The 21,016-nt window shown below is 43.4% G+C and carries 23 protein-coding genes and 1 riboswitch; of the genes, 8 read left to right on the forward strand and 15 right to left on the reverse strand.

The features are described 5' to 3' along the window. Positions 1-80: 80 nt before the first annotated feature. The gene (locus EKM80_RS07025; RefSeq protein ID WP_386699620.1) at positions 81-1,412 is read right to left on the reverse strand and encodes a metallophosphoesterase; all 1,332 of its coding nucleotides are present in this window, start codon (positions 1,410-1,412) and stop codon (positions 81-83) included. Positions 1,413-1,633: 221 nt separating this feature from the next. On the opposite strand from EKM80_RS07025, the gene EKM80_RS15185 reads away from it, so the two are divergent. After that, entirely contained in the window at positions 1,634-1,762 is a 129-nt protein-coding gene (locus EKM80_RS15185; protein ID WP_125552440.1) for a type II toxin-antitoxin system PemK/MazF family toxin, read from the forward strand. A gap of 3 nt (positions 1,763-1,765) precedes the next feature. Then, entirely contained in the window at positions 1,766-1,951 is a 186-nt protein-coding gene (locus EKM80_RS07035) for a hypothetical protein (protein ID WP_125552409.1), read from the forward strand. A gap of 84 nt (positions 1,952-2,035) precedes the next feature. On the opposite strand, the gene EKM80_RS07040 is transcribed toward EKM80_RS07035, so the two are convergent. Further along, positions 2,036-3,205, reverse strand: coding sequence for an iron-containing alcohol dehydrogenase (locus EKM80_RS07040; RefSeq protein ID WP_125552410.1), 1,170 nt, complete (start codon positions 3,203-3,205; stop codon positions 2,036-2,038). 247 nt (positions 3,206-3,452) lie between these two features. Here EKM80_RS07040 and map point away from each other — a divergent pair, with 247 nt between their 5' ends. After that, positions 3,453-4,247 (forward strand): type I methionyl aminopeptidase, encoded by a 795-nt coding sequence (map, locus tag EKM80_RS07045; RefSeq protein ID WP_125552411.1) that lies wholly within the window; start codon positions 3,453-3,455, stop codon positions 4,245-4,247. Positions 4,248-4,293: 46 nt separating this feature from the next. On the opposite strand, the gene EKM80_RS15110 is transcribed toward map, so the two are convergent. Beyond that, positions 4,294-4,620, reverse strand: a complete 327-nt coding sequence (locus EKM80_RS15110) for a WYL domain-containing protein (protein WP_263853731.1) — start codon at positions 4,618-4,620, stop codon at positions 4,294-4,296. Next, positions 4,583-5,230, reverse strand: coding sequence for a helix-turn-helix transcriptional regulator (locus EKM80_RS07050; protein ID WP_263853732.1), 648 nt, complete (start codon positions 5,228-5,230; stop codon positions 4,583-4,585). Before EKM80_RS07050 ends, EKM80_RS15110 begins: the two co-directional genes overlap by 38 nt. Positions 5,231-5,311: 81 nt before the next feature. On the opposite strand from EKM80_RS07050, the gene EKM80_RS07055 reads away from it, so the two are divergent. Next, complete coding sequence (locus EKM80_RS07055; RefSeq protein ID WP_125552412.1) at positions 5,312-5,938, forward strand: FMN-dependent NADH-azoreductase; 627 nt, start codon at positions 5,312-5,314, stop codon at positions 5,936-5,938. Positions 5,939-6,243: 305 nt separating this feature from the next. On the opposite strand, the gene EKM80_RS07060 is transcribed toward EKM80_RS07055, so the two are convergent. Beyond that, positions 6,244-7,176: an FAD:protein FMN transferase gene (locus tag EKM80_RS07060; RefSeq protein WP_125552413.1), complete on the reverse strand. Its 933-nt coding sequence runs from the start codon at positions 7,174-7,176 to the stop codon at positions 6,244-6,246. Between the two features lie 5 nt (positions 7,177-7,181). After that, positions 7,182-9,578, reverse strand: a complete 2,397-nt coding sequence (locus tag EKM80_RS07065; RefSeq protein WP_125552414.1) for an NAD(P)H-dependent oxidoreductase — start codon at positions 9,576-9,578, stop codon at positions 7,182-7,184. A 218-nt stretch (positions 9,579-9,796) separates the two neighbouring features. Between EKM80_RS07065 and EKM80_RS07070 the strand changes: the two genes are divergently transcribed. After that, positions 9,797-10,723: a LysR family transcriptional regulator gene (locus EKM80_RS07070; protein ID WP_125552415.1), complete on the forward strand. Its 927-nt coding sequence runs from the start codon at positions 9,797-9,799 to the stop codon at positions 10,721-10,723. A gap of 32 nt (positions 10,724-10,755) precedes the next feature. Here EKM80_RS07070 and EKM80_RS07075 read toward each other — a convergent pair whose 3' ends face one another. From EKM80_RS07075 to EKM80_RS07090, 4 genes are all read right to left on the reverse strand, one after another. Further along, positions 10,756-11,154: a hypothetical protein gene (locus tag EKM80_RS07075; protein ID WP_125552416.1), complete on the reverse strand. Its 399-nt coding sequence runs from the start codon at positions 11,152-11,154 to the stop codon at positions 10,756-10,758. 53 nt (positions 11,155-11,207) lie between these two features. Further along, complete coding sequence (locus EKM80_RS07080; protein ID WP_125552417.1) at positions 11,208-12,191, reverse strand: hypothetical protein; 984 nt, start codon at positions 12,189-12,191, stop codon at positions 11,208-11,210. An 84-nt stretch (positions 12,192-12,275) separates the two neighbouring features. Continuing rightward, on the reverse strand, positions 12,276-12,566 hold the full coding sequence (locus tag EKM80_RS07085) for a hypothetical protein (protein ID WP_125552418.1): 291 nt from the start codon (positions 12,564-12,566) through the stop codon (positions 12,276-12,278). A gap of 309 nt (positions 12,567-12,875) precedes the next feature. Beyond that, the gene (locus EKM80_RS07090) at positions 12,876-13,664 is read right to left on the reverse strand and encodes a hypothetical protein (protein ID WP_125552419.1); all 789 of its coding nucleotides are present in this window, start codon (positions 13,662-13,664) and stop codon (positions 12,876-12,878) included. 204 nt (positions 13,665-13,868) lie between these two features. Beyond that, positions 13,869-13,913, forward strand: a riboswitch (PreQ1 riboswitch). Between the two features lie 17 nt (positions 13,914-13,930). On the opposite strand from EKM80_RS07090, the gene EKM80_RS07095 reads away from it, so the two are divergent. Further along, complete coding sequence (locus EKM80_RS07095) at positions 13,931-14,920, forward strand: nucleoside hydrolase (RefSeq protein ID WP_125552420.1); 990 nt, start codon at positions 13,931-13,933, stop codon at positions 14,918-14,920. Continuing rightward, positions 14,917-15,471: an ECF transporter S component gene (locus EKM80_RS07100; protein WP_125552421.1), complete on the forward strand. Its 555-nt coding sequence runs from the start codon at positions 14,917-14,919 to the stop codon at positions 15,469-15,471. Before EKM80_RS07095 ends, EKM80_RS07100 begins: the two co-directional genes overlap by 4 nt. Positions 15,472-15,562: 91 nt before the next feature. Here EKM80_RS07100 and EKM80_RS07105 read toward each other — a convergent pair whose 3' ends face one another. Both EKM80_RS07105 and EKM80_RS07110 read right to left on the reverse strand, forming a co-directional pair. After that, positions 15,563-16,504: an alpha/beta hydrolase gene (locus EKM80_RS07105; RefSeq protein ID WP_125552422.1), complete on the reverse strand. Its 942-nt coding sequence runs from the start codon at positions 16,502-16,504 to the stop codon at positions 15,563-15,565. Between the two features lie 71 nt (positions 16,505-16,575). Continuing rightward, positions 16,576-17,817 (reverse strand): MFS transporter, encoded by a 1,242-nt coding sequence (locus EKM80_RS07110; protein ID WP_125552423.1) that lies wholly within the window; start codon positions 17,815-17,817, stop codon positions 16,576-16,578. 253 nt (positions 17,818-18,070) lie between these two features. Between EKM80_RS07110 and EKM80_RS07115 the strand changes: the two genes are divergently transcribed. After that, positions 18,071-18,757: a DUF975 family protein gene (locus tag EKM80_RS07115; protein ID WP_125552424.1), complete on the forward strand. Its 687-nt coding sequence runs from the start codon at positions 18,071-18,073 to the stop codon at positions 18,755-18,757. Positions 18,758-18,853: 96 nt separating this feature from the next. On the opposite strand, the gene EKM80_RS14835 is transcribed toward EKM80_RS07115, so the two are convergent. The 3 genes from EKM80_RS14835 to thrC form a co-directional block, all read right to left on the reverse strand. Then, positions 18,854-19,009 (reverse strand): hypothetical protein, encoded by a 156-nt coding sequence (locus EKM80_RS14835; RefSeq protein ID WP_164509514.1) that lies wholly within the window; start codon positions 19,007-19,009, stop codon positions 18,854-18,856. Positions 19,010-19,040: 31 nt separating this feature from the next. Then, positions 19,041-19,298, reverse strand: a complete 258-nt coding sequence (locus EKM80_RS07120; protein ID WP_125552425.1) for a hypothetical protein — start codon at positions 19,296-19,298, stop codon at positions 19,041-19,043. A 220-nt stretch (positions 19,299-19,518) separates the two neighbouring features. After that, a complete protein-coding gene (gene thrC, locus EKM80_RS07125; protein WP_125552426.1) occupies positions 19,519-21,015 on the reverse strand; it encodes a threonine synthase in 1,497 nt (498 codons plus the stop codon). Position 21,016 lies beyond the last annotated feature (1 nt).

A 21,016-nucleotide genomic window follows, 5' to 3' on the forward strand; every position in this document is an offset into this window, starting at 1 on the left:
AAGTCACGCGCTAGTTATACTAGTACGTGACTTTTTTTGTGCTATATTTCTCCTGTTGATGGACATAACGTAGTAGTCATTCAATAATGCAACGTCAACTGATGATCTGGTAAGTTATGATCGCCGTTTAAGGTATTGAATGGCTGCGTTAATTGCGGATTTTGCGCTGCTAATTTATAACCAGTGGTGCGTTTTAACTTAACAAATGCGGCTGACTTAGCGAAATCATTACCAGTTTCGAAGCGCCAATTCAGGTCAATCAAACAGTTGATTTCAGCGCTAGTCTGTTGCTTAGTTAAGCCATTGTCAGTTGTGCCTAGTCGTGCAACCATATTGCGGTTCATCTGCTGAAATAGCTGTTTCAAATGTTGCTGGTAGTGAACTAAATTTGGTTGTTGCCGCTGCTTAGTGGTTAGGTAAGGCGTTAAATTAAGTTGGTGCATTTGGTAGTGAAATTTATGCGGCGTTAAGGTGACAACGCCGTAGCTAGCCGGTGTCATCGAGAAGCTACCGCTGACAATTTCAGTGGTGGCGCATTTTTTAGCCGGATCGGCGGAAATATCTTGGGCGTGGATGTGACCGGAAAACAATACGGGTACGTGGTAGCGATTAAGCAGTCGGCGTAAGGTAGCCGCATTATCCAGCACCCAGCCTTCTTTCATCTGTGAGTGGGCGTACAAATTGTGATGCGTGAAAACCAGCGTTTGCTGTCCGGCCGCCTTGGCGCTGTGTAACTGTTCCTCGATCCAAAGCAGGGTGCTTTGCTTGAGTTTACCGCCAGTATTCGGCGCGTCGGTGGTAGGCTGGGTCGAATAAGTATTGTCGTCTAGCATTAGGAGCCGATAACGCTTGTTCAAATTAACTGCATAGCTCAACGAATCATTATCGACAGCGCAGGCAGCTTGATAGTCGTCAGCAAAAATTTGTCGCCACGCGCTGGGGCTAATTTGCGTCGTCGCTTTTTGTTGCTTACCGGAAAACTGACGGGCCCAGCCGTCGTTAATATCGTGGTTGCCGGGAATAATCAGCACAGCAATCCCCGCTTGGCGTAGTGGTTGCAGCCGCTGAGTTAAACTTTTAGCACTGGCTAATTCGCAATTAAACGTAATATCGCCAGTGATGATCACTGCAGTTGGCCGTTTTTTCAAAGCGGTTTGCACTAAAGCGTGTAGTGCGACTGGCTGATCAGTTAAATCCTTACCGGCCGCTGTTTTAATGATCTGATTAAAGGCCGACTGATTATCATGCAGACTAGGCGCGATAAAATGGGGATCTGATAGCACCCAAAAACTTGGCTTGGAACTTTTAGTTAAGTAGTGATCAGCGGCGTGAGTCGTGGTCAAGCCTAGAGTCAACAAACAAGCGGTGATCAATAACGTTAGAATAATCGGTACCCGACGCACGGTGGTCACTTCCTTTTTATATCTATTGTAGAAAACTCTGCCGAGAAAAACAAATACGTAGCGAAGTCAGCAGACATAGCCGGATGGAGCTACTTCGCGCCGATAATAATTTTTAAGGTGCAATTATTTTGTTACTACCAAACCAGACGGGCTTTATACACTGGCGCACAAGGTTAGTTATGCCTCACATGACAGTGAGGTTGGCGAATAAATAACGTGAACTTCTCCACATTGATTTTGAGCCAACGCGCAGCTATAAAATCAAAAAGTGCCGACCAATGTTAATGATGCGTCAAGATAGTTATAATCGCGCGCCGCAGCTAGTTATTGGTTGTCCAATTAATTCAACAATGAAATAGCGATTGCTTTTAGTACCAAGCACAACGGCTGTTCTTTCTGAGGCCAGTGTTGTCAATACCAATCAATTATTTTCACTGGATTATACTGAACAGGCTGGCCGTAAACTAGAAGGATTGGGCGTATTGGATGAAGCAACCTTTTACCAAGTTGCACAGAATATTCTGTGCAACTTTAACGCACCACTGTGAGTTAGCACAGTTTTTACCAATAAAAAAACCATTCAATTAAATTATGTCATTGAATGGTTTATTTTTATTGAATTTGCTAATCGTTTACGCTTGGTCGTAAGCTGTTTGGAACAATTTAACGATATCAGCTTTAGTGCCTTTGCGTGGATTAGAAAAGGCGTTACCATCTTTCAAAGCGTTAGTAGCCATCAATTCAAAGTCTTCTGGCTTAGCGCCGATTTCTTTGATGCTGGTAGGAATACCAACATCGCGGGACATTTGACGCATCGCCTTGATGGCTAATTCGGCAGCATCGCGAGTTGATAACCCAGCGATATTTTCGCCCATGGCTTGTGCTAATTCAGCAAAGCGTTCTGGGCAGGCTACGATATTATATTCTTCGACTGCTGGCAACAGTAAGGCACAGCAGACACCATGAGGCGCGTCATATTGACCACCGAGTTGATGAGCCATGGCGTGCACATAGCCTAGATCAGCATTATTAAAGGCCATCCCAGCTAACATTTCTGCTTGAACCATATCGGTACGTGCTTGAACGTTATGACCGTTAGCAACGGCTTCGCGCAAGCTACCTTCAATCAATTTAATAGCTTGCAAGCACATACCATCAGTAATGGCGTTGTGGTTGGTCGAGACAAATGGCTCAATTGCCTGAACAAAGGCATCCATCCCAGTGGCGGCAGTCAATGAAGCAGGGACATCAAGTTGTAACATCGGATCGTTAAATGAAACTAGTGGGACATTGCGCCAAGAAACGATGACAAATTTTAAATGTGTTTCCTGATTAGTGATCACACAATGACGCGTTAATTCAGAGCCAGTACCCGCAGTAGTATTGACAGCAATCAATGGTGGCAAAGCGTTTTTCAGCGTTTCGATACCGGCTAATTTGGTAATGTCATCACCATTAGTCAAAATAATGCCGGTTCCTTTACCAGTATCATGGGCAGAGCCACCGCCAATTGTAATCAAGCTATCGCAATTATTTTCTTGATAGACTTGTTTAGCAGCTTGGATATTGTGAATTTTTGGATTAGGTTCAACACCAGTATAAATAGCGTACTCAACCTGTGCTTTTTTGAGTGATGCCAGTGTTTGTTCCACTGGACCATTCGGCACACCAGCTAAGAAGTTATCCGTTATGATCAGGGGTTTCTGCATATTAAGTGCGTTAACTCGATCACCAATTTTTTCAATCACGCCTGGGCCAAAAAAGTTCACACTAGGCATTAAAAAATCAAAGTTTTTCGCCATGTCTCTTCCTCCATGCACTTTATTTAACAAAGTTTATTCTAGTACTTTTAAATTGTAAGTCAAGTTATTACAGTATAATAAATAGCTGATGTTAGCGCTTTTTGCTAGTGTTATTAGGCATTTTTTACGTGACTGTAAAAAATAATAATAACGTTTATAATGGAAGATGCTTGAATTATTGTGAAAAGGTGTCTATTTTTGTAGTGCTAATAAATAAATGGTTTTAAACCATAGGAGGATTCAACTAATGTCACTTATTACGTTAAAATCAGACCGCGAAATTCGCGGGATGCAAAAATCAGGTGCAGTTTTAGCCGGTATGCACCTAGGCTTGCGCAAAATTATTAAACCAGGAATTTCTAGCTGGGATATTGAAAAGTTTGCGCTGCGCTATTTGGCGGAAAATAACGCTAAGCCAGAAGAAAAGGGCTTTGAAGGCTATGAATATGCGACTTGTGTTAGTATCAATAACGAAATCTGTCACGGTTTTCCGCGTAAGGATGTTTTGTTGAAAAACGGCGACTTAGTCAAAGTCGATACCGTGGTTTCTGTAGATGGCTACATGTCTGATTCTTGCTGGGCTTATGCTGTCGGTGAGGTCAGTGATGAAGTCAAGGACTTGATGGCAGTTACTAAAAAGGCACTCTACTTAGGTATCGATCAAGCCATTGTTGGTAACCGTATTGGCGATATCGGTAATGCCATTCAAACCTACGTTGAAGACGAACACGGGTATGGAGATGTGCGCGATTATATCGGTCACGGCATTCAACCGACCATGCACGAATCACCTGATGTGCCCGGCTACGGTAAGGCTGGTAAAGGCCTGCGCTTGCGGGCTGGTATGACGATTACCATCGAACCAATGGTTAATGCGGGTGACTGGCGTTGCGATAGCTCAGCCCCCGATGGTTGGACGGTAACCACGGTTGATGGTTCATTGAGCTGCCAATACGAGCATACTTTAGTCATCACTGATGATGGTCCCAAAATTTTGACCTCACAAGATCCTGAATATGACGCTAAATATTTACTCAAATAAACAAACGCAACCATCAAGCTGATAGCCAGTTTGGTCGTTGCGTTTTTTATTGATAACGGTGCATGATCGTCTGTAATTGTTGTAAGTAGCTTGCTTTTAGCTGTTCCGGATATTCAATGGTTATGTGCTCGCCGAAAGTGATCAGATAGTGGGTCATATAGGCCAACTCTTCGCGATTATAACCGCCAGTAAGATAGGTCACACCGGCAATTGTTTCTAGGGTCATGTTAGGGTAGTTATTTTTCAAAAAGAGTTCCTTACCAAATGCGGTCAGCCGACATTTAAACGGGATGTTATGGTAACTGTGTTCGTAATCCGCCTGTAATTGACTTAATTCAGCTTGGGAGTAGGTTGGCGGCGCTTGTTCGGTCAATGGCCAGTTCAGTCATATAATCGCACCGATAAGTGCCCCACTGCTTTTTTTGAATAGGATAGGCGCTACAAAACCAAATCCCATTGCGGTAAAAAAGCTCATAGATCTGCAATTGCACTTTTTCCAGCGTGTATTGGGTGTAAGTGACATCGACCAGTTTGCTTTCTAAAATGGCCTGGGTAATTGTTGCTAGGTTCGCCGGCGCATTGATCGGCGCAACATTGTAATAATGAATCACATCGAGAATCTTGGTGATATCAGCTTGTTGTGCCACCGGCATCGTTGCCAACAGTTTCTGGCGAATTTGTGAGTAGGATTTTTCAAAGGGGGTACTCGATAGTGAGTTTAACGCTTCTAAAGCAAAAAAGATGGCGCGAACTTCTTCCTTGTTAAAATAAATCGGGGTTAACAGTTTTTGGCTGATCAAGTGATAGCCACCGTGACGACCATTTTCAACGTAGAAGGGTAAGCCTAAGGTCTCTAATTCAGCAATGTCGCGCAAGGCGGTCCGTTTGGAAATGTTAAATTCCATGATCAAATCACGAAGCTGAAAATGATGTTTAGCACTTAGAAAAATAAGTTCTTGATTTAAGCGTTCTGATTTTTTCATTGTAACTCCTTAGTTAAAGGTGCCGTATTTTGGCACCTTTTATCGTTATACTCAGTTTAACAAATACAAGGGAGCTTTAACATGCAAACATTAATCATTAATGCACAGCCAGATTTATCTAGCGCCGATCACTTTTCAACCAAATTACAGGAGCTATTCTTAGCTAAATTTACAGCCCAATTTCCGGACGACAAGCCGACCATTTTAAATCTGTATGACACCCAGATTCCACGGATCGAAGCTGGCCAGTTATTAGATGTTTGGAACCAAGCGGATTTAGCGACTGATACGGCCGCATTAGCGCAGGTCTCGGCTGAGTTGTTGGCACAGTTTAAGGCCCACCACCGAATTGTGATCGTATCACCACTGCACAATTTCAATGTGACCTCGCGGATGAAAGATTATTTGGATAATATTTTGATTGCGCGCGAAACCTTTAAATATACCGCTGTCGGCTCAGTGGGGCTGATGACCGATGATTATAAAGTGCTGTTGTTGCAGGCTAGCGGTTCGATCTACACCAACAATGATCGTTACACGTCACTAGATATTTCCCGCTTTTATTTGCAGAAAATGTTTGAAGAGATTATGGGCTTTGACCAATTCTATATTGCGCGCGCTCAAGGAACCGCCACATTAGCGGCCAATCAAGTTCTAGCGGCTGCAGCTGCGGAGCTAGACCAAGCATTCGCGCAATTTTACGTATAAACAAAAAGGAGAGTGTAACATAAGACGATTAGCTCCTGAGCATTAGCCTTCTACTCCGCAATCGTAGATATATTAGCAAAGTTCGCTAATATATCCTGGATGCTACGGACGATGACCATTCTTGTGGCAAAAACCTTGCCGCAAGAAACATGGCAGATTGACGAATAATACACGTAGTGGATTATTCGGCGATCGTAGCTAAGCGGAGGGAGCTGTCTTATGTTACACGTTTAAGCTATAATGTTCGGCAATAAAAAAGAGGCTGCGACATAATATTACTTATGTCGCAGCCTCTTTTTAACGAGCTATTGAATTTGATAAGCATTATCCAGCAACTCAACTTTGGCTTTTAATCCGGCGGTTAAATAGATCTGCTGGTTTTTGGTCACATAAATAGCAGCTAAATCAGCCTGTTGCGCAATTAATTTGCTGCTGGCCAATCCCTGATAAAAGGCAATTGTTGTCCAGATATCCGCGGTCAACGAGTCAGGGGCAATAATCGTTACGCTGGCTAAATTATTTTCAATCGGGTAGCCAGTCTGACTATCAAACATATGATGGTAATCGTGGCCATCAAGTTGTAAGTGGCGTTCGTAAATACCAGAGGTCACCACTGCGGCGGCCGTTGTCGTTAAACGTAAAATCATTTGGCCGCGTTGCTGCTGTGGCGCTTGAATGCCAACGCGCCATTGCTGCTGACCAACTAAGAGAATATTGCCGCCAAGATCGATAATTCCTTGAGCCACGTGGCGTTGTTGCCACAGTGTGCGGATCGCGTCAGCAATATAGCCTTTGGCGATAGCGCCGAGATCAAGCTCCATCCCGCTTTGCCGTAGAAAAACGCTGTGTTGCTGCTCATTGAGTTCGATCTGCTGTGGATCGATCAAGGGTAACTTAGTAGTGATTGCTCGGTCGCTAGGTTTATGGGCATCGCTAAAGCCGATGCGCCAAAGCTTAACTAATGGGCCGATTGCAACGTTAAAACCAAGTTGTTGCAAGCTAACATTAACGGCGGTTTGCACTAACTGATAGACCAGCGCAGAAACAACGACTGCATGTTGTCCAGCAGCATGGTTGATCGCCATAACTTCTGATTGCGGCCGGTTAACGGTCAGTAGATCTTCGTAATGCTGGATCAGTTGGTAAGCGGCCTTAATGTCAGCTTCAGTTGCTGGTGCAAAAACAGTTAAATTGATCAAAGTTCCTAAGGCAAAATAACTTTTCTTAAGCGGTGGCATTTAAATTAAGCCTTAACCGTTTTGGCGATAGCGTTTTTAACCGCACTCTTGATGGCGTTGCTGGAAGCTGAAGCGCCAGAAACGGCGTCAACATCGTAACTATTAGCGGCGACCATTGCTGCTGGTAATTGTTCAACCGCAGCTTTACCGACGTCTTCACTTTCACTTTGCTTAACCACTTCAACGGCTTGAATTTTATCGTCAGTGTAGGTGACGCGGACGACTACTTGGCCACCAATACCGGCTTCACTAACACCTAAATATTGGTTAGGTCCCACGGTGATATCTTGCAATGAATCTTCAGCACCTAAATCATTACCACCAAGTTCAACAGTGGTGGTCGGTGTGACTGTAGCGGCGGTCGTTGTTTCCGCTTTTGCTTTAGCAGCATTTTCACCGGCAATTTTACCGAAAATCAAACATTCAGCTAAGTTACTCCCACCGGCATATTGGTTAGCGTTGGCGCCACCAAGTTCACCTGCACCGTATAAATGCGGAATTGGTTGTTGCTTCGTATTCAGAATTTCAGCGTTAGCATTGCGGCGTGGGCCACCTTGCGTATTGAGCATGCCGGATTCTAATTTAACGGCGTAGTAGGGGCCAGCAGTGAAGGCGCGCATAGTTGCAGCGTCACGGTGTTGACTATAGTCGACGCCATTTTCAGCAAAGCTGTTAAATTCAGTGACCGTCTGTTGTAACGTCGTTGCATCTAAATCAGTTTTAGCAGCTAAATCAGCTAAACTAGCAGCCTTAATTAAGCGGCTAAAGAAGTCAGGATCAGGTAGTTGGTCTGCAGCCTTGAATTGGTCATATTGCTGTTGATCAAAAATCAAGTAAGGATGATCCTGAGCCGTTGGGATGCGCCAAGTACCATGATTGTACAAGCGACCGTGGCGGTTAGCTTCGTCTTCGCGGAAGTAGCGGCTGCCATCATCGCCGGCAACAAAAATACTACCAGTGTACAAGTCAGACCAAGGCGCCAAAATCAATTTGCCGCGTTCGCCGGGATGAGTCGCAAAGGTCATGCCAGCTAGCATACCGAGACCTTCGTAGCTCTTCATGTGCCACATATCGGCGCCAATTTCTTCGGCCATTTTAATGCCATCGCCTTGGTTGTACAATGTGCCAATTGGTGCCAAATGGGGAGCGCCTAAGTAATCCTGGATCGCCTGTTTATCAGTTTCAAAACCGCCACAAGCGAGAACAACACCGTTTTTAGCTTGAATGTTGACGCTTTGGCCATTGCGCTTGATCGTGACGCCGGTGATTGCTTTAGTCAACGGGTCTTGAATCAGATGTTGCGCGGGTGATGCTAACCAAACATCAATATTTTGATGACGGTCAACGACATGTTGACGCAAGTTTTTCCATAGAGCAGCATCGAAAAAGCCTTCGTGGACCATGCTCAGATCAAAGGTATCGGCACCTGCATATTCTGGATATTCTGGTGCTAAACCTTTAGCAACTTCGCCTTTAGTTCCATTTTTGTAGGTATCGTTGTAGCTGACAGGTTCGACATCCAAATAATCGCGGAAATAGTCGCGCATCTTAGTCATGCCGTGAACGTAGGTTTGTAATAAGTCGGCATCTAAATCAATTGGGCCGAGCATGGCTTTGTAGTAAGCCAACATTTTATCGTAGTCAGTCCCAGTGGCAACCACTTGGCCGGCATAACGAACATTGCCGCCTTCATGGCCTTCTGGTGCTGCATCAGTCAATAAGACCTTAGCACCGTTATCAGCAGCAAAACGAGCAGCAGTGGCCCCTGCTGCACCGAAGCCGATGACAACAACATCATACGCACCGTGCCAAGTAATTTGTGGTTTTTCAACCATTTTTGGTGCTTCCTTTCTGTATTGTTGATTAATGATCCGTGCAAAATCAACGTAATGCGCAAAGCATTCCTCTAGGAAACTAATTGTTTGTGCATCTTTTAATTGGTGTTGGGCGTCAAAGGCATCCTTAACGTGGCCGAGTAAGAACTCGTCGCCTGGTAGAACGATGGCGCCAACACCAGGTGAATCTAAAATTTGGCGTAAATGTTGTTGTGCGCGGGAAGAGCCTTGTGGGCCGTACGAAGCGCCAACAATCATCACCGGCTTGTGAGTTAACGGATGAACTTGGCAGGATAACCATTCTAGCGCGCTTTTTAGGGCAGCGGGGATAGAATGATCATATTCTGGGGTCGCAATGATCACACCGTCAGCACTATCGATTTTAGCCGCTAGTTGCGCGACAGTTGCCGGCGTTGGCTTCATGATATTTTCGTTAAATAAGGGTAATTGATTAATTTCACAAATTTCGATCGTATGCTGTGCGCCGAAATGTGCTTGCATATATTGTAGCAAAATACGGTTATTTGAATAATCCGCATTTGTACCAACGAGACCAATAAATTTCATTATATAAAACAACCTTCTTTACACAAGATTATGCGCTAAACGTAATAAGACATTTTTGCAAGTAAAAAAACAGATTGAATAATGAAAGGGCTTACCTTGGAGACAAGCTCTTTCACTCTTTATAATAACTCATTTAACTAAATTGTGAAATAATTATTTTGTGTTAAAGTTATGCAACTTTTGGCATATAATGAAAATAGAAATGAAGGTGAGTCGCAATGACCCCGCTACAAAAAGATAAACAATTCATTACGATCTTGGAAACTGTTGCTCAGGTTGGCAACATTACGGCAGCAGCCGAAGCATTATTTATGACCCAGCCGGCTGTTAGTAAATTAATTCACCAGCGTGAAACTCAATTGGAAACGCAGTTGATCAAGCGGCAACATCACCCGCTACAATTGACCTACGCCGGTGAATATTATTTGCAACGACTACAACACATTACGGCGCAATATGACTCGCTATATCATGGGCTGGCGACGCTAAATGAAGCGGGCCACGGCCGTTTGACTATTGGCGTGACCCAATCATTAGGGGAGCAAATTTTACCACGCCTATTACCCCAATTTCACGCGGCCTATCCACAAGTTGAGTTACGGCTAGTCGAATATCCAAGTAGCGAAGTGGAAAATGAATTACTCAATGACAATCTTGACTTATATATTGGCGTGTTACCAGTGGATAATCGCAAGATCCATTATCATTTATTTGATCGTGAGCCCATATATTTACTACTTCCGCCTAGTCATCCAGCCTATCAGCGCTCAACCAAAAAAGTGACGGTGATCAATGATTGCCGCGCACTGATCGATGGGCAGCCACTGATCTTGGAAAATGAAAATTCTGGCTTTCAGCGCTTAATTGCTCAATATTTAGCAAAAAATGATCTATATCCAAACATCGTATTACGCACCGCCAGCCTTGATACTGGTATCAAATTAGTTCAGCAGAATTTCACTGCCGCCACTTTTGTACCACGCTCCGTTTGGCAAAGTCACCCCACGACGACACCCTTGGCGACGTACCAGCTGACGACGACCGAATTACAAAGTGAAACGGTAATTGCCTATAAGCGTGACCGCTTACTGACTAAACAAGAAAAAGCGTTTATTGATTTGGCGGTGCAGGTGGGCGAAAAATAAGCAAAATAAAAAAGCCAACTAAAAAGTTGACTTTAAGCGCCCATCTTCCAATAGCCAATATTACTGGCGGCTAAGGTTTCAAAATAGGCGAGTACTTCAATGGCAGCGTGGCGATCGACATGCGCAATCGCGTTAAAACCAGAGCCAGTCGGAACGACGTTGCTCATACTAGTGATTTGATTGCCATTTTCAATGGTAACTTCGGCAAAGGTGGCCGACCAATCGTTGCCTATATTTTGCGCAAAAACAAAGAATAAATTGAAATCAGCGCTTAAATAGGCAGGCATAGCCCAAGCTTCAGCGTCCATTGGTTCAGGGGTGACATTCTCCTGAAAAACTAATAGTGGGGCAGTTTTAGCTGTAATTGGTTGATTTAAAATAAAAATGGCGTTTTCGAATTCGGGACTACCCGGTTCTGCAGGTAAATTCAAGGCAGAGCCTCCTTAAGTGGCTTATTTTTGAAATCTAAATAGACAAACAGTGTCTAGTCACTGAAGTTATCTAAATAAAATGCGTATTTCGTTTTAATTTGTTTGATTGGTTCATCCATCACATGTTCGTAACCTTGGTCATCAACTAAGAAATATTTGTAGATGATCGCCGTTAAACGTCTGCGTAAAACCGCGTTAGCAACAGGAATTGGCGTGGTATGAATTTCAAAGTCCTTCAAATAGGCTGGCGTCAATAATTCAGCGAAGTCGTTAAAAGTATCAGCAAAAACTTGTGCGTAAGCCTTATCGGCATATTTTAGCTCGGTTTCTTCTAATTTTGTGTAATAGACTTTGTCGTCCAGCTTTTTTTCATTTTTGATAATGTGCTGTGCGTCGTATTCATGTGTCAAGTAGGCATCCCAATCACGGAACGCATAGGCGGATAAACGTTCAACAAATTTTTGGCCTTCAGACGATAGATTTTGGCGTTTTAGGGCATGGGAATCATTAATGAAATAAGGATGCGCTAAACGCTGAATGACAAAATCATAGAAAGTTGCTGGTTCGATTTCACGAACACTATCTGGATTATACAAGGGTCCTTCACCATCCTTAGTTGGTAAGTTACGTAGACCTTGACGCGTTTGATCCACCGCGAAAATTAAATCTTCTACATCGGTGTTATTAGGGTCGGGGTTACGACTGATGACTTGGAGTACTTGCGTGTATAAGCGCACCAAGTCATTTAATTCAGTTTTTTGATTATTGAAAACTGCTTTTTGTGCCTCGTATTTACGCGTTTCACGTTCTAATTGTTCTTCTAGCGCAACGGCCATCCGTTCAATCTGTACAGGTAAAACCGGCTGATCAAATGATTCCTCAGCCACGGTATGTACAGCTTTACGCAATGGCGGCCGCATTTCAATGAAGTCAGGATAATCGAAAACGTTATGGAACTCTTCTTGTGGTTTCGCAGCATGCGTTGGCTCATTTTGATTACCAGTTAACGCTGCGTGGTCAATATGAAAATGTGCCATGATGGATCCACCTATCTTTCTGAGTATAAAACTACGTCTACTATAAATGTTTTGTCGCTAAATGGGAATTAGTGAAATGCCTAATTAAAATTGATTAAGTTGACCGAATAGATTTAATAAGATCACAACGAAAACGGCAATGTTGCCTAAAAAAGAAAAAATAATGATGGCAAAGCGCCACGTGAAAATTTGGTAGCCGCGCTGCTGATAGTCAGAACGCTGTTTGCGACCGCGGTAACTGAAGACGGCGCGAATCGTAGCAATCAATAAAACCGTTTGCAATAAGCTGCCGATTAATGGCGAATATGTCTGACCAGTTAGGAAATAATAATTGGCTAGTGTTAAAAAACCAGTAACAATGGCTAATAAAGACATTAAGGTACCTCCAATACATATTCTAACAAAATTTAGCCGCAAGCGGTGCTTTTTTTAGGTGAAATTTGTTCCAATTAATGGTAAATATAAGTTTATAGTGAAACGTTTGCATAATGAAATGAAAATAACGTCCTTTTTCGTTCCACGTGAAACGGTAACGACAGGTAAGCCACTTAATTAGTATGGCTGGAAAATAGGCTTTATATCAAAAAAGTGCTGTGAACAGCGCAACCAGCAATCAGGTTGGCCTACACGGCACTTTTTTGGTGATCAGAACATTAATGATTAGTAAGTTTAAGATAGCAGGGTTTAATGAGCGAGCCGTAATAAGCGCAACAGGGCATTTAATAACCCGCTGATGATCACGGACAGAATCAACCAGCTGGCAATCAGTAAACCAGCACGCTTGACCAAACTGGTTGTTGAACGACTTAATCCTAAAAAAGTGAGCAAGCAACTAATAACTAGCACTAGCAGTAAGGCTGGTAAGACGCCACTAGCCGAGTTTTTGAAATCAGCTGAGCTTAAATCAAAGCCACCTAAAGTGATATTGATCATCAGTAGTAACCAAATAAGTAACAGGGGAAATGAACTGAAGGCTTGGCCGAAACTACTGAGTAACCACTGCAATGAATCACCAGTAGGCGCCATAATAAATGCGTTCAGCCGCTGATAAGTTGTTGGCAGTAGTAGATAGGTACTGAGATACATGGCGGCAGTACAGCCAAAAATCGGCGCGATCCCGATGAATAAATTGCCCAGCGTTGGCCATAAACGCTTAGTTGAAGCGTGTTGAACGTACCCAAGTGCTTGTTCTGAAGAATTAGCGTTAAGGTGCCACGGCAGGACGACTAATTTAAAGCCGATAATTTTGTGGTGAAAAAGTAATGCCGTTAATAAATGGCTGGTTTCGTGTAAAATAATGCCTAAACCGCCTAAATAAACTTGGGCTTGCAGACCAAACTGATTGACCAGCATTTGTTTGGAACTACGATTTAGGTAAGTGAGTAGCAGCACCAATAAAAATGGCAGTAAAAATAGATAACCAATGATCGGCAAAAAGGTGGCAATAAATGCCGCTATAAAATGTGAAAACATCGTTGTATCCCTTCTAAATTAAGCTAAATATGACTCAGTTTAGCATTTTGAGAGTGAATAAAAAGGCAAAGACACTTTTTGTAATTCATTTTTAAACTTCAGCCAAAAGTGGGCGTAAAACTAAAGGCCTTTCTAAATCCATGCTAGGCAAATCAAAGGTTAACTCGTATACTAAAAATGTGCATTTATAAAATCAGACAGCGGTCTGGACTGGTTCGGAAACTTCCCAGGATAAAAAACCAAGCATCTCAAATGGAGGTCGGAGAATGAATGCAAAGAAAGTCATTATTGATTGTGATCCAGGCATTGACGATAGTCTAGCGTTGATGCTAGCGGTGGCATCACCTGAGTTCGATATTATCGGGATCACGATTGTCTGTGGCAATGTGCCCACAGGCTTAGGCGCAGAAAATGCGCTGAAAATTTTACAACAAGCACAGCGTTTGGATATTCCGGTTTATTTAGGTGCCACGCAGCCGTTGAAGCGCGAGTACGTTAGCGCTCAAGATACCCACGGCATGGATGGTTTAGGTGAATCAGAATTACCTAATGTGACCACGGTGCGACCACATGTTGGTGCAATTGGTTTTTTGAACCATACGTTGCAGGCTAACAGTGATGTAACCGTGATTGCACTAGGACCGTTGACAAATATTGCTCTAGCGCTACAACAAGAACCAGCAGCATGGCAGCACGTTAGCGAATTTGTGTCGATGGGTGGTAGCTTCCACAGCCCAGGTAACTGTTCACCGGTCGCCGAATATAATTATTGGTGTGATCCTGATGCGGCCCAACAGGTTTACGCAAAAATGCCAGTGCCAATTAAAATGATCGGCTTAGACGTAACGCGACAAATTGTGTTAACGCCGAGTTTGCTGGCCTACGCCCAACGCGTTAATCCAGTTGTCGGCGGCTTTATCGCCCAGATCACTAAATTTTATTTTGATTTTCATTGGCAACAGGAGCGGGTAATTGGTTGTGTGATCAACGACCCGTTGGCAGTCGCATACGCCTTAGATCCTAGCTTGTGCCAAGGCTTTACCAGCTACACAACTGTAGTCACTGATGGCATTGCGCTAGGGCAGTCGATCAGTGATACCGCCAATTTTTGGCACCAACCAAATAATAGTCTCATTTTAACCGAAGTAGCGGCTTTTCGTTTTTGGCAATTGTTCTTGAATCGGGTTATAAATGCACAAGAACCTGAATTAAGTGATATTTTAAAACAATTACATTATACGGAGGCACAAGGATGAAACGGAAAATGAAACCGCGAGTGCTGGTTTTTCTAGCACTGTGTGTGGCTTTGAATTTAGTTGGTGGCAACTTGGCGCTACTGTTACGTTTGCCGGTTTACTTAGATACGTTAGGGACCATTTTAGCCGCGGCTTGTTTAGGCCCTGGAGCAGGGATGCTAGTTGGTTTAACTAGTAGCTTGGTCACTGGTTTAACCACCGACCTCTTCTCGCTATATTATTTGCCGGTACAGTTGGTCGTCGGCTTAACTGCTGGGTTAGTTTATCGTTACCGACCACAAGCTCAAGCCAAAAATGTTTGGTGGCGGGCGCTGGCAATTTCGTTACCCGGAACGTTGATCAGTACATTAATTACGGTGCTGCTTTTTAACGGGATCACTTCATCTGGTTCGAGTCTACTAGTCCAAGTGTTAGCTGGCTTAGGTTTAGGTAAAACCGCGGCAGTATTTATTGTTCAAGTCGGTACTGATTATTTAGATCGGGTGATCGGTGTTACTTTTGTCGCTGCTGTGTATCGAGTAGTCACAACACGTCTACCTGCTAATAACTGAAAAAAGAGGCTGTGACATAGATAAAATTATGTCGCAGTCTCATTTTTATTGCCGAGCATTATAGGTTAACTGTCTGCTGGCACACTCTTTTTTAATTTTCTGGCAAATATTTTTTTAAGAAGTCAACAATGTGGCGTTGATAGCGTTCGGGGTCCTGCCAGAAGCTTTCAACGTGAGTTGCACCTTTGACTAACCAAAATTCGCGGGGGCCTTGCGTTGCCCGATAGTTACTAAAAGCCATTTCACTGGGAACAAAAACATCATGATCACCATGAATGAAGAAAATAGGTAAGTGATTTTTCTGTAACTGAGTGGTTGATTGCACTGCATTCAGGTAATAGCCTAATCGGCGCTTATTGATCAAGCTAACTAATGGAACAAACGGATATTTTGGTAAATGAAACTGCTTTTTTAGTAAGTAAGCTAGCTCGGCTTCAATGCTGGAATAGCCACTATCGGCGATCAAAACTTTAACTTGCGGTGGTAGTTTTTCACCGCTCATCATTTCCACTGTAGCACCGCCCATGCTGGCACCAAATAAAACAATTTCAGCGTCGGTACCGATCGTGTCGATGATTTTTTTCAACCAATCCAAGTAATCTACGCGATCTAACCAACCAAAATTGATGTATTCACCAGCGCTGTGACCGTGACTGCGATTATCAGGTAGTAGCACGTTAAAGCCTAAGCGATGAAACATTTGCGCGTAATTGGCCATGGTTGCACCATCACCTTTGTAACCGTGAGAAATGATCACGACCCGCTTGCTATTAGCCGCTGGAATGAAATGGGCAACTAAGTGATTGGCTGCATCATCAGGATGTAATTGCCAAGTGGCCTTATCCACTTGCTTATACCAATCCATGTATTGCCAATAAGCATCCGCATATTTTTGCTTGTCGGCGGACGTTTCTGGAACATAATCGACACGCTTGAAGGCGTAGTCGAACAGGCGCAGACTGGCACCGAAGACACCGGAAGCGACGACGATTGGTGCCGCTAGTTCCGCTGCCGTTCGTTTATTTATTTTCATTTTGTTATCGCCTCTTCTAAGTAAGTAGGCTTATTATACGCGGTTTTCATGAAAAATCCCACTGACTTAGCTTATTCATCTTGTATTTTTGGTCGTAGCCAATGGCCAACCAGTTCACGGTTACTGAATAGTACTGGGACCAATAAAACCAAAGCTAACAGCCCACATGCGGGAAAGCCCCAAAAGCCAGAGAAAATATCCATCACACCACCAACATAGAGACTGCCAATTGGTGTCGTACCTTGATTCAGTAGGACGTAAACACTCATAATGCGACCGCGCAGTTCATTGGGAATAGCGAATTGAAACGATGCATTTGATTGGTTCAAGAAAATCATATTGCAGAAGCCGTTGACCACCATCATTGCCATGGCAAGGCTAAATGAGTGAACAAAAAGCATTAGTGACTGGACAGCTGCGGCACCAATACCGGCAAATAAGTAGATATTACGTTGCAGGCCAAAGCGCGACATATAACTCATCAAAAAAGCGGCAATTAACGAACCAATACCAGTGGCTGATAGCAAGTTGGCGTAAGTTTGCGCACCAGAATGCAGCACCGTTTTGGCAAAAATTGGGATGATCACGTTGTTGTTGAAGTTCAGGGTACAAACGATCAACATTAATTCGGCGCTTAAACGAATATTAGCATGCGACCAAGCGTAGTTCAGACCTGACTTAACATCAGCCCAAATACGCTTATGTGAGGGAGTTGCTACCACAGCTTTTTGCTTGATCAAAAATAGACCTACTAACACGGCCACGTAACTGATCGTATCGACTAGAAAACAGAAACCAACGCTATATTTTACCATTAACAAGCCGGCTAAGGATGGGCCAGCAATTTTACCTAAATTAAAAATGGTTGAGTTTAATGAAATACCATTCATTAGATCCTTTTGGCCAACTAATTCAACGACAAACGACTGCCGGGCTGGGGTATCAAAACTTTGTAGAATACCATAACCAATCGCAATCAGTAGGACTTGCCAATATTGAACAACTTTTAGATAGACAATGGTCGTCATGGTCAGGCCTAAAATTAAAAAGCCTAATTGTGTTAAAATCAGGATTTTACGCTTAGAATAACGGTCGATCAAGGTACCGGCGACTAAGGTCAATAGTAAGATTGGGATGAATTGGCAAGCGGATAAAATACCAACTAATAAAGCTGATTTAGTCATTTCATAAACGAGCCAAGTTTGGGCAGTACGCTGGACCCAAGTCCCCATAATCGAAACACATTGGCCCAGCCAGAAGTAACGAAAATTCTTGACGCGTAGTGAAGAAAAAGTACTACGTAAAACGTTCATAACAGCCGCCAGCTTTTCATTTTAATTAAAGACTAACAGCTGAAAAATTGATTTCAGCTGCTGAATAAACATATTATTAGACTTCTGTGCGGGGATGTCAATTAGTTGTGTGCGTCGTAGCACTATCTATTTCCCACTCATCAGGTTTTCAGGTATACTAGACTCTGAACTTAAATTGTTAGCTATATTTTAAGTAGCAACAGCGGCGTGTGAAAGTTGAGCCGCTGTTTATGAAGTAAGGAGCGAATATTTAATGACGAAAACTCGAGCCGAACTGAAGGCTGAGGCAAAAGCGTTACTACGTGGCCATTGGGGCAAGGCGATTTTACTGAATTTAGTACCAACTGTTTTAACGGTGGTTTTAGTTGGCGTCATGATGTCAACTGGCATGCTCCAAGATGACGTCAGTACGTTAGCTTGGCTATTCCAGGTCTTAAGTCAAGTTGTGATCACCTTAACGACGGCAGGGGTCGCAATGACTTATGTGCGTTGGTTAAGGGATCTAGAACATAAAGTACGACCATTTCGCGAACCGTTTATCCCATTTGACGCGGGCTGGTTTATCCCGTTACTCGTTCTGGCGATTGCTATTGACGTTTATACGACATTATGGTCGTTACTGTTTATCATTCCTGGTGTCATCAAGTCATTTTCTTACAGTCAGACGTATTTGATTTACCAAGATGATCGTTTGGCGGGGCAAAAGCCGGCGACACCATTAGCGGCAATCACCCGTAGTCGTCAGCTGATGGATGGTCATAAAATGGCGTACTTTATCTTAATGTTAAGTTTTCTCGGCTGGGATATTTTAGGCGTGGTCACTGCTGGGATTGGTTTCTTGTGGATTGCACCATATCAATCCGCCACTTACGCCGCTTTTTACAATGATTTAGTGCGGATACAAGCACAAGAATTAGATAATGAACAACCAACTGCATAGAATGTACGAGTCACTTCGCGATGGAAGTGACTTTTTTTGCGTAAAAAAGCGGCTGAGGTAGGGGTAGGCCTACTTCAGCCGCTTAGTGCGCGGAAATTAGTGGGTGTCTTTGACAACGGTGTGCGCTTTGCCTTTTTCTGCATGTAACAATGGCGAATTCTTCGTTTGACGGTTGATCCAGAGCACACTGGCTTGGCCCAACAGAATTGGTGTAAACAGTGCAACGACAATGATTTCAATATCTTTCAGCATCGTGCTCACTTCCTTTCAACGCAGCGGCTAACTAGATCGTTGCCGCATTAGGAACCATCCAGTCAAATGAAAGTAACTGGTGAAAATGGCGACCAACTGGGATCCAGAGGCCAGAAGTAAGAATATTTTTAAGTGAAGCCCAAAATAGAGGATCTTCACGCTGTTTTTCTGATGTTTTAATTGTTAAGACGTCACCATTTTCAGCTTTGGCAATAATCTGGGGGTAGGCCACGCTAACGAGCTGGGCGGTAATTATATTTTGCATTTTTTTATCGTAATCAAGAATCATATTTACTCATCCCTTGCTTTAGTTGATAAATACAGTTTACGGCTGCTGGCTTAAAGCAAACCTAAAAAAGTATGACGGATTTGTAGCGATTTACTTAGGAAAAGATTAAATGGTTAAGACAAAGTAAAAAAGTGACTGACAGTAGTGCAAGCTTGACGTTCGATAACAAAAATCGGGCCACAGCATCATTTTGCTGTGGCTCGATTGGTTTGATTTTAAGTTAAGCGTGTAATTTCAAAATATCCGCAATGATGCTGCGCATTTGTTCCGGAGTAGTTTCCCGGTTGTGTAGTACTGGGGCGCCAATCAATTCACTAATTGCAGGTGGTAATGGTTGGTTGATAAAGTCGGCTAAACGTTGATCAGCTAAAATACCGTCAGTTGATTCACTATCACCGGCTAGCGCAGTCAAAACTGTATTCGGGAACTTAAATGGACTTGCAGTCGAAATGGTGACCGTCAGCGTTTTGTCACCAGTTGCTTCATGATACTGGCGGGCAACCGCGGAAGCGACAGCCGTATGCGGATCGATCGTGTACTGATTTTCGCGGAAAATGCGGTTGATTTCCTTAGTGGTAGCTGCTTCGTCAGCGTAACCGGCGTAAAAATCACTTAATTCAGCGCGCATCGTATCGTTGATTTCATAGTGCCCCGTGGTAGTTAGTGCATCCATTAAATGCTTTGTGGCCGCACTATTATGGCCGGTTAGGCGGAATAATAGGCGTTCTAGGTTACTAGAAACTAAAATATCCATTGATGGCGATGATGTAACATGGAATTCGCGGTTGCGGTCATAGGTGCCAGTGCGGAAAAAGTCGGTTAACACGTTATTACGGTTAGAAGCACAAATCAGTTTATTAACCGGTAAGCCTAATAATTTAGCGTAGTAAGCGGCCAAAATATTACCGAAATTACCAGTGGGCACACTGATGTTGATTTTATCGCCTAATTTAATCGCTTTTTGGTTCAGTAATTGGGCATAGGTATAGATGTAGTAAGCAATTTGTGGCACCAAACGACCGATATTGATCGAGTTTGCGGAAGAGAATTGATAATGATTGCGTGCTAATTCTTGGCGGAAGTCTTGGTCGTTAAAAATCTGCTTAACCTTAGTCTGTGCTTGATCAAAATTACCGGTCAACGCGACCACCGCAGTATTAGCACCAGTTTGGGTCACCATTTGTTGCTTTTGAATGGGGCTAACGCCATCACGTGGATAGAAGACAATGATCTTGGTGCCAGGAACGTCAGCAAAACCAGCCATTGCCGCTTTACCAGTGTCACCAGAAGTGGCCGTTAAAATCACGATATCCTTGTCCACGTGATTTTTCTTTGCGGCGGTTGTCATCAAATAAGGCAATAGGGAAAGCGCCATATCCTTAAAGGCAATCGTTGGGCCATGGAATAATTCCAGAAAATACCCATCTTGTGATTGGCGTAATGGAGCAATCGCTGGGGTATTAAATTTCTTATCATAAGCTTGATCAATACAAGCGCGCAGTTCTTCTTCAGTGAAATCGCTGAAAAACGCCTGCATCACATGATAAGCGACTTCTTGATAAGAAGCGGTACTCAAGCGCGCAAAATCTAGATCCAATTGTGGCATGGCTACTGGTACATACAAGCCGCCATCAGGGGTCAGACCTTGTAAAATAGCTTGTGAGGCGGTGACTGCCTTGGTAGCGGCGTCACGTGTGCTCCGATAAAGTGTTTCCATA

The sequence above is a fragment of the Loigolactobacillus jiayinensis genome, from assembly GCF_003946445.1.
GTDB lineage: Bacteria > Bacillota > Bacilli > Lactobacillales > Lactobacillaceae > Loigolactobacillus > Loigolactobacillus jiayinensis.

Bases quoted from the DNA above. Each gene is read 5' to 3' on its own strand.
- EKM80_RS07040 (WP_125552410.1), bottom strand. From the start codon at position 3,205: ATGGCGAAAAACTTTGATTTTTTAATGCCTAGTGTGAACTTTTTTGGC.
- map (WP_125552411.1), top strand. From the start codon at position 3,453: ATGTCACTTATTACGTTAAAATCAGACCGCGAAATTCGCGGGATGCAA.
- EKM80_RS07050 (WP_263853732.1), bottom strand. From the start codon at position 5,230: ATGAAAAAATCAGAACGCTTAAATCAAGAACTTATTTTTCTAAGTGCT.
- EKM80_RS07055 (WP_125552412.1), top strand. From the start codon at position 5,312: ATGCAAACATTAATCATTAATGCACAGCCAGATTTATCTAGCGCCGAT.
- EKM80_RS07060 (WP_125552413.1), bottom strand. From the start codon at position 7,176: ATGCCACCGCTTAAGAAAAGTTATTTTGCCTTAGGAACTTTGATCAAT.
- EKM80_RS07065 (WP_125552414.1), bottom strand. From the start codon at position 9,578: ATGAAATTTATTGGTCTCGTTGGTACAAATGCGGATTATTCAAATAAC.
- EKM80_RS07070 (WP_125552415.1), top strand. From the start codon at position 9,797: ATGACCCCGCTACAAAAAGATAAACAATTCATTACGATCTTGGAAACT.
- EKM80_RS07080 (WP_125552417.1), bottom strand. From the start codon at position 12,191: ATGGCACATTTTCATATTGACCACGCAGCGTTAACTGGTAATCAAAAT.
- EKM80_RS07085 (WP_125552418.1), bottom strand. From the start codon at position 12,566: ATGTCTTTATTAGCCATTGTTACTGGTTTTTTAACACTAGCCAATTAT.
- EKM80_RS07090 (WP_125552419.1), bottom strand. From the start codon at position 13,664: ATGTTTTCACATTTTATAGCGGCATTTATTGCCACCTTTTTGCCGATC.
- EKM80_RS07095 (WP_125552420.1), top strand. From the start codon at position 13,931: ATGAATGCAAAGAAAGTCATTATTGATTGTGATCCAGGCATTGACGAT.
- EKM80_RS07100 (WP_125552421.1), top strand. From the start codon at position 14,917: ATGAAACGGAAAATGAAACCGCGAGTGCTGGTTTTTCTAGCACTGTGT.
- EKM80_RS07105 (WP_125552422.1), bottom strand. From the start codon at position 16,504: ATGAAAATAAATAAACGAACGGCAGCGGAACTAGCGGCACCAATCGTC.
- EKM80_RS07110 (WP_125552423.1), bottom strand. From the start codon at position 17,817: ATGAACGTTTTACGTAGTACTTTTTCTTCACTACGCGTCAAGAATTTT.
- EKM80_RS07115 (WP_125552424.1), top strand. From the start codon at position 18,071: ATGACGAAAACTCGAGCCGAACTGAAGGCTGAGGCAAAAGCGTTACTA.
- EKM80_RS14835 (WP_164509514.1), bottom strand. From the start codon at position 19,009: ATGCTGAAAGATATTGAAATCATTGTCGTTGCACTGTTTACACCAATT.
- EKM80_RS07120 (WP_125552425.1), bottom strand. From the start codon at position 19,298: ATGATTCTTGATTACGATAAAAAAATGCAAAATATAATTACCGCCCAG.
- thrC (WP_125552426.1), bottom strand. From the start codon at position 21,015: ATGGAAACACTTTATCGGAGCACACGTGACGCCGCTACCAAGGCAGTC.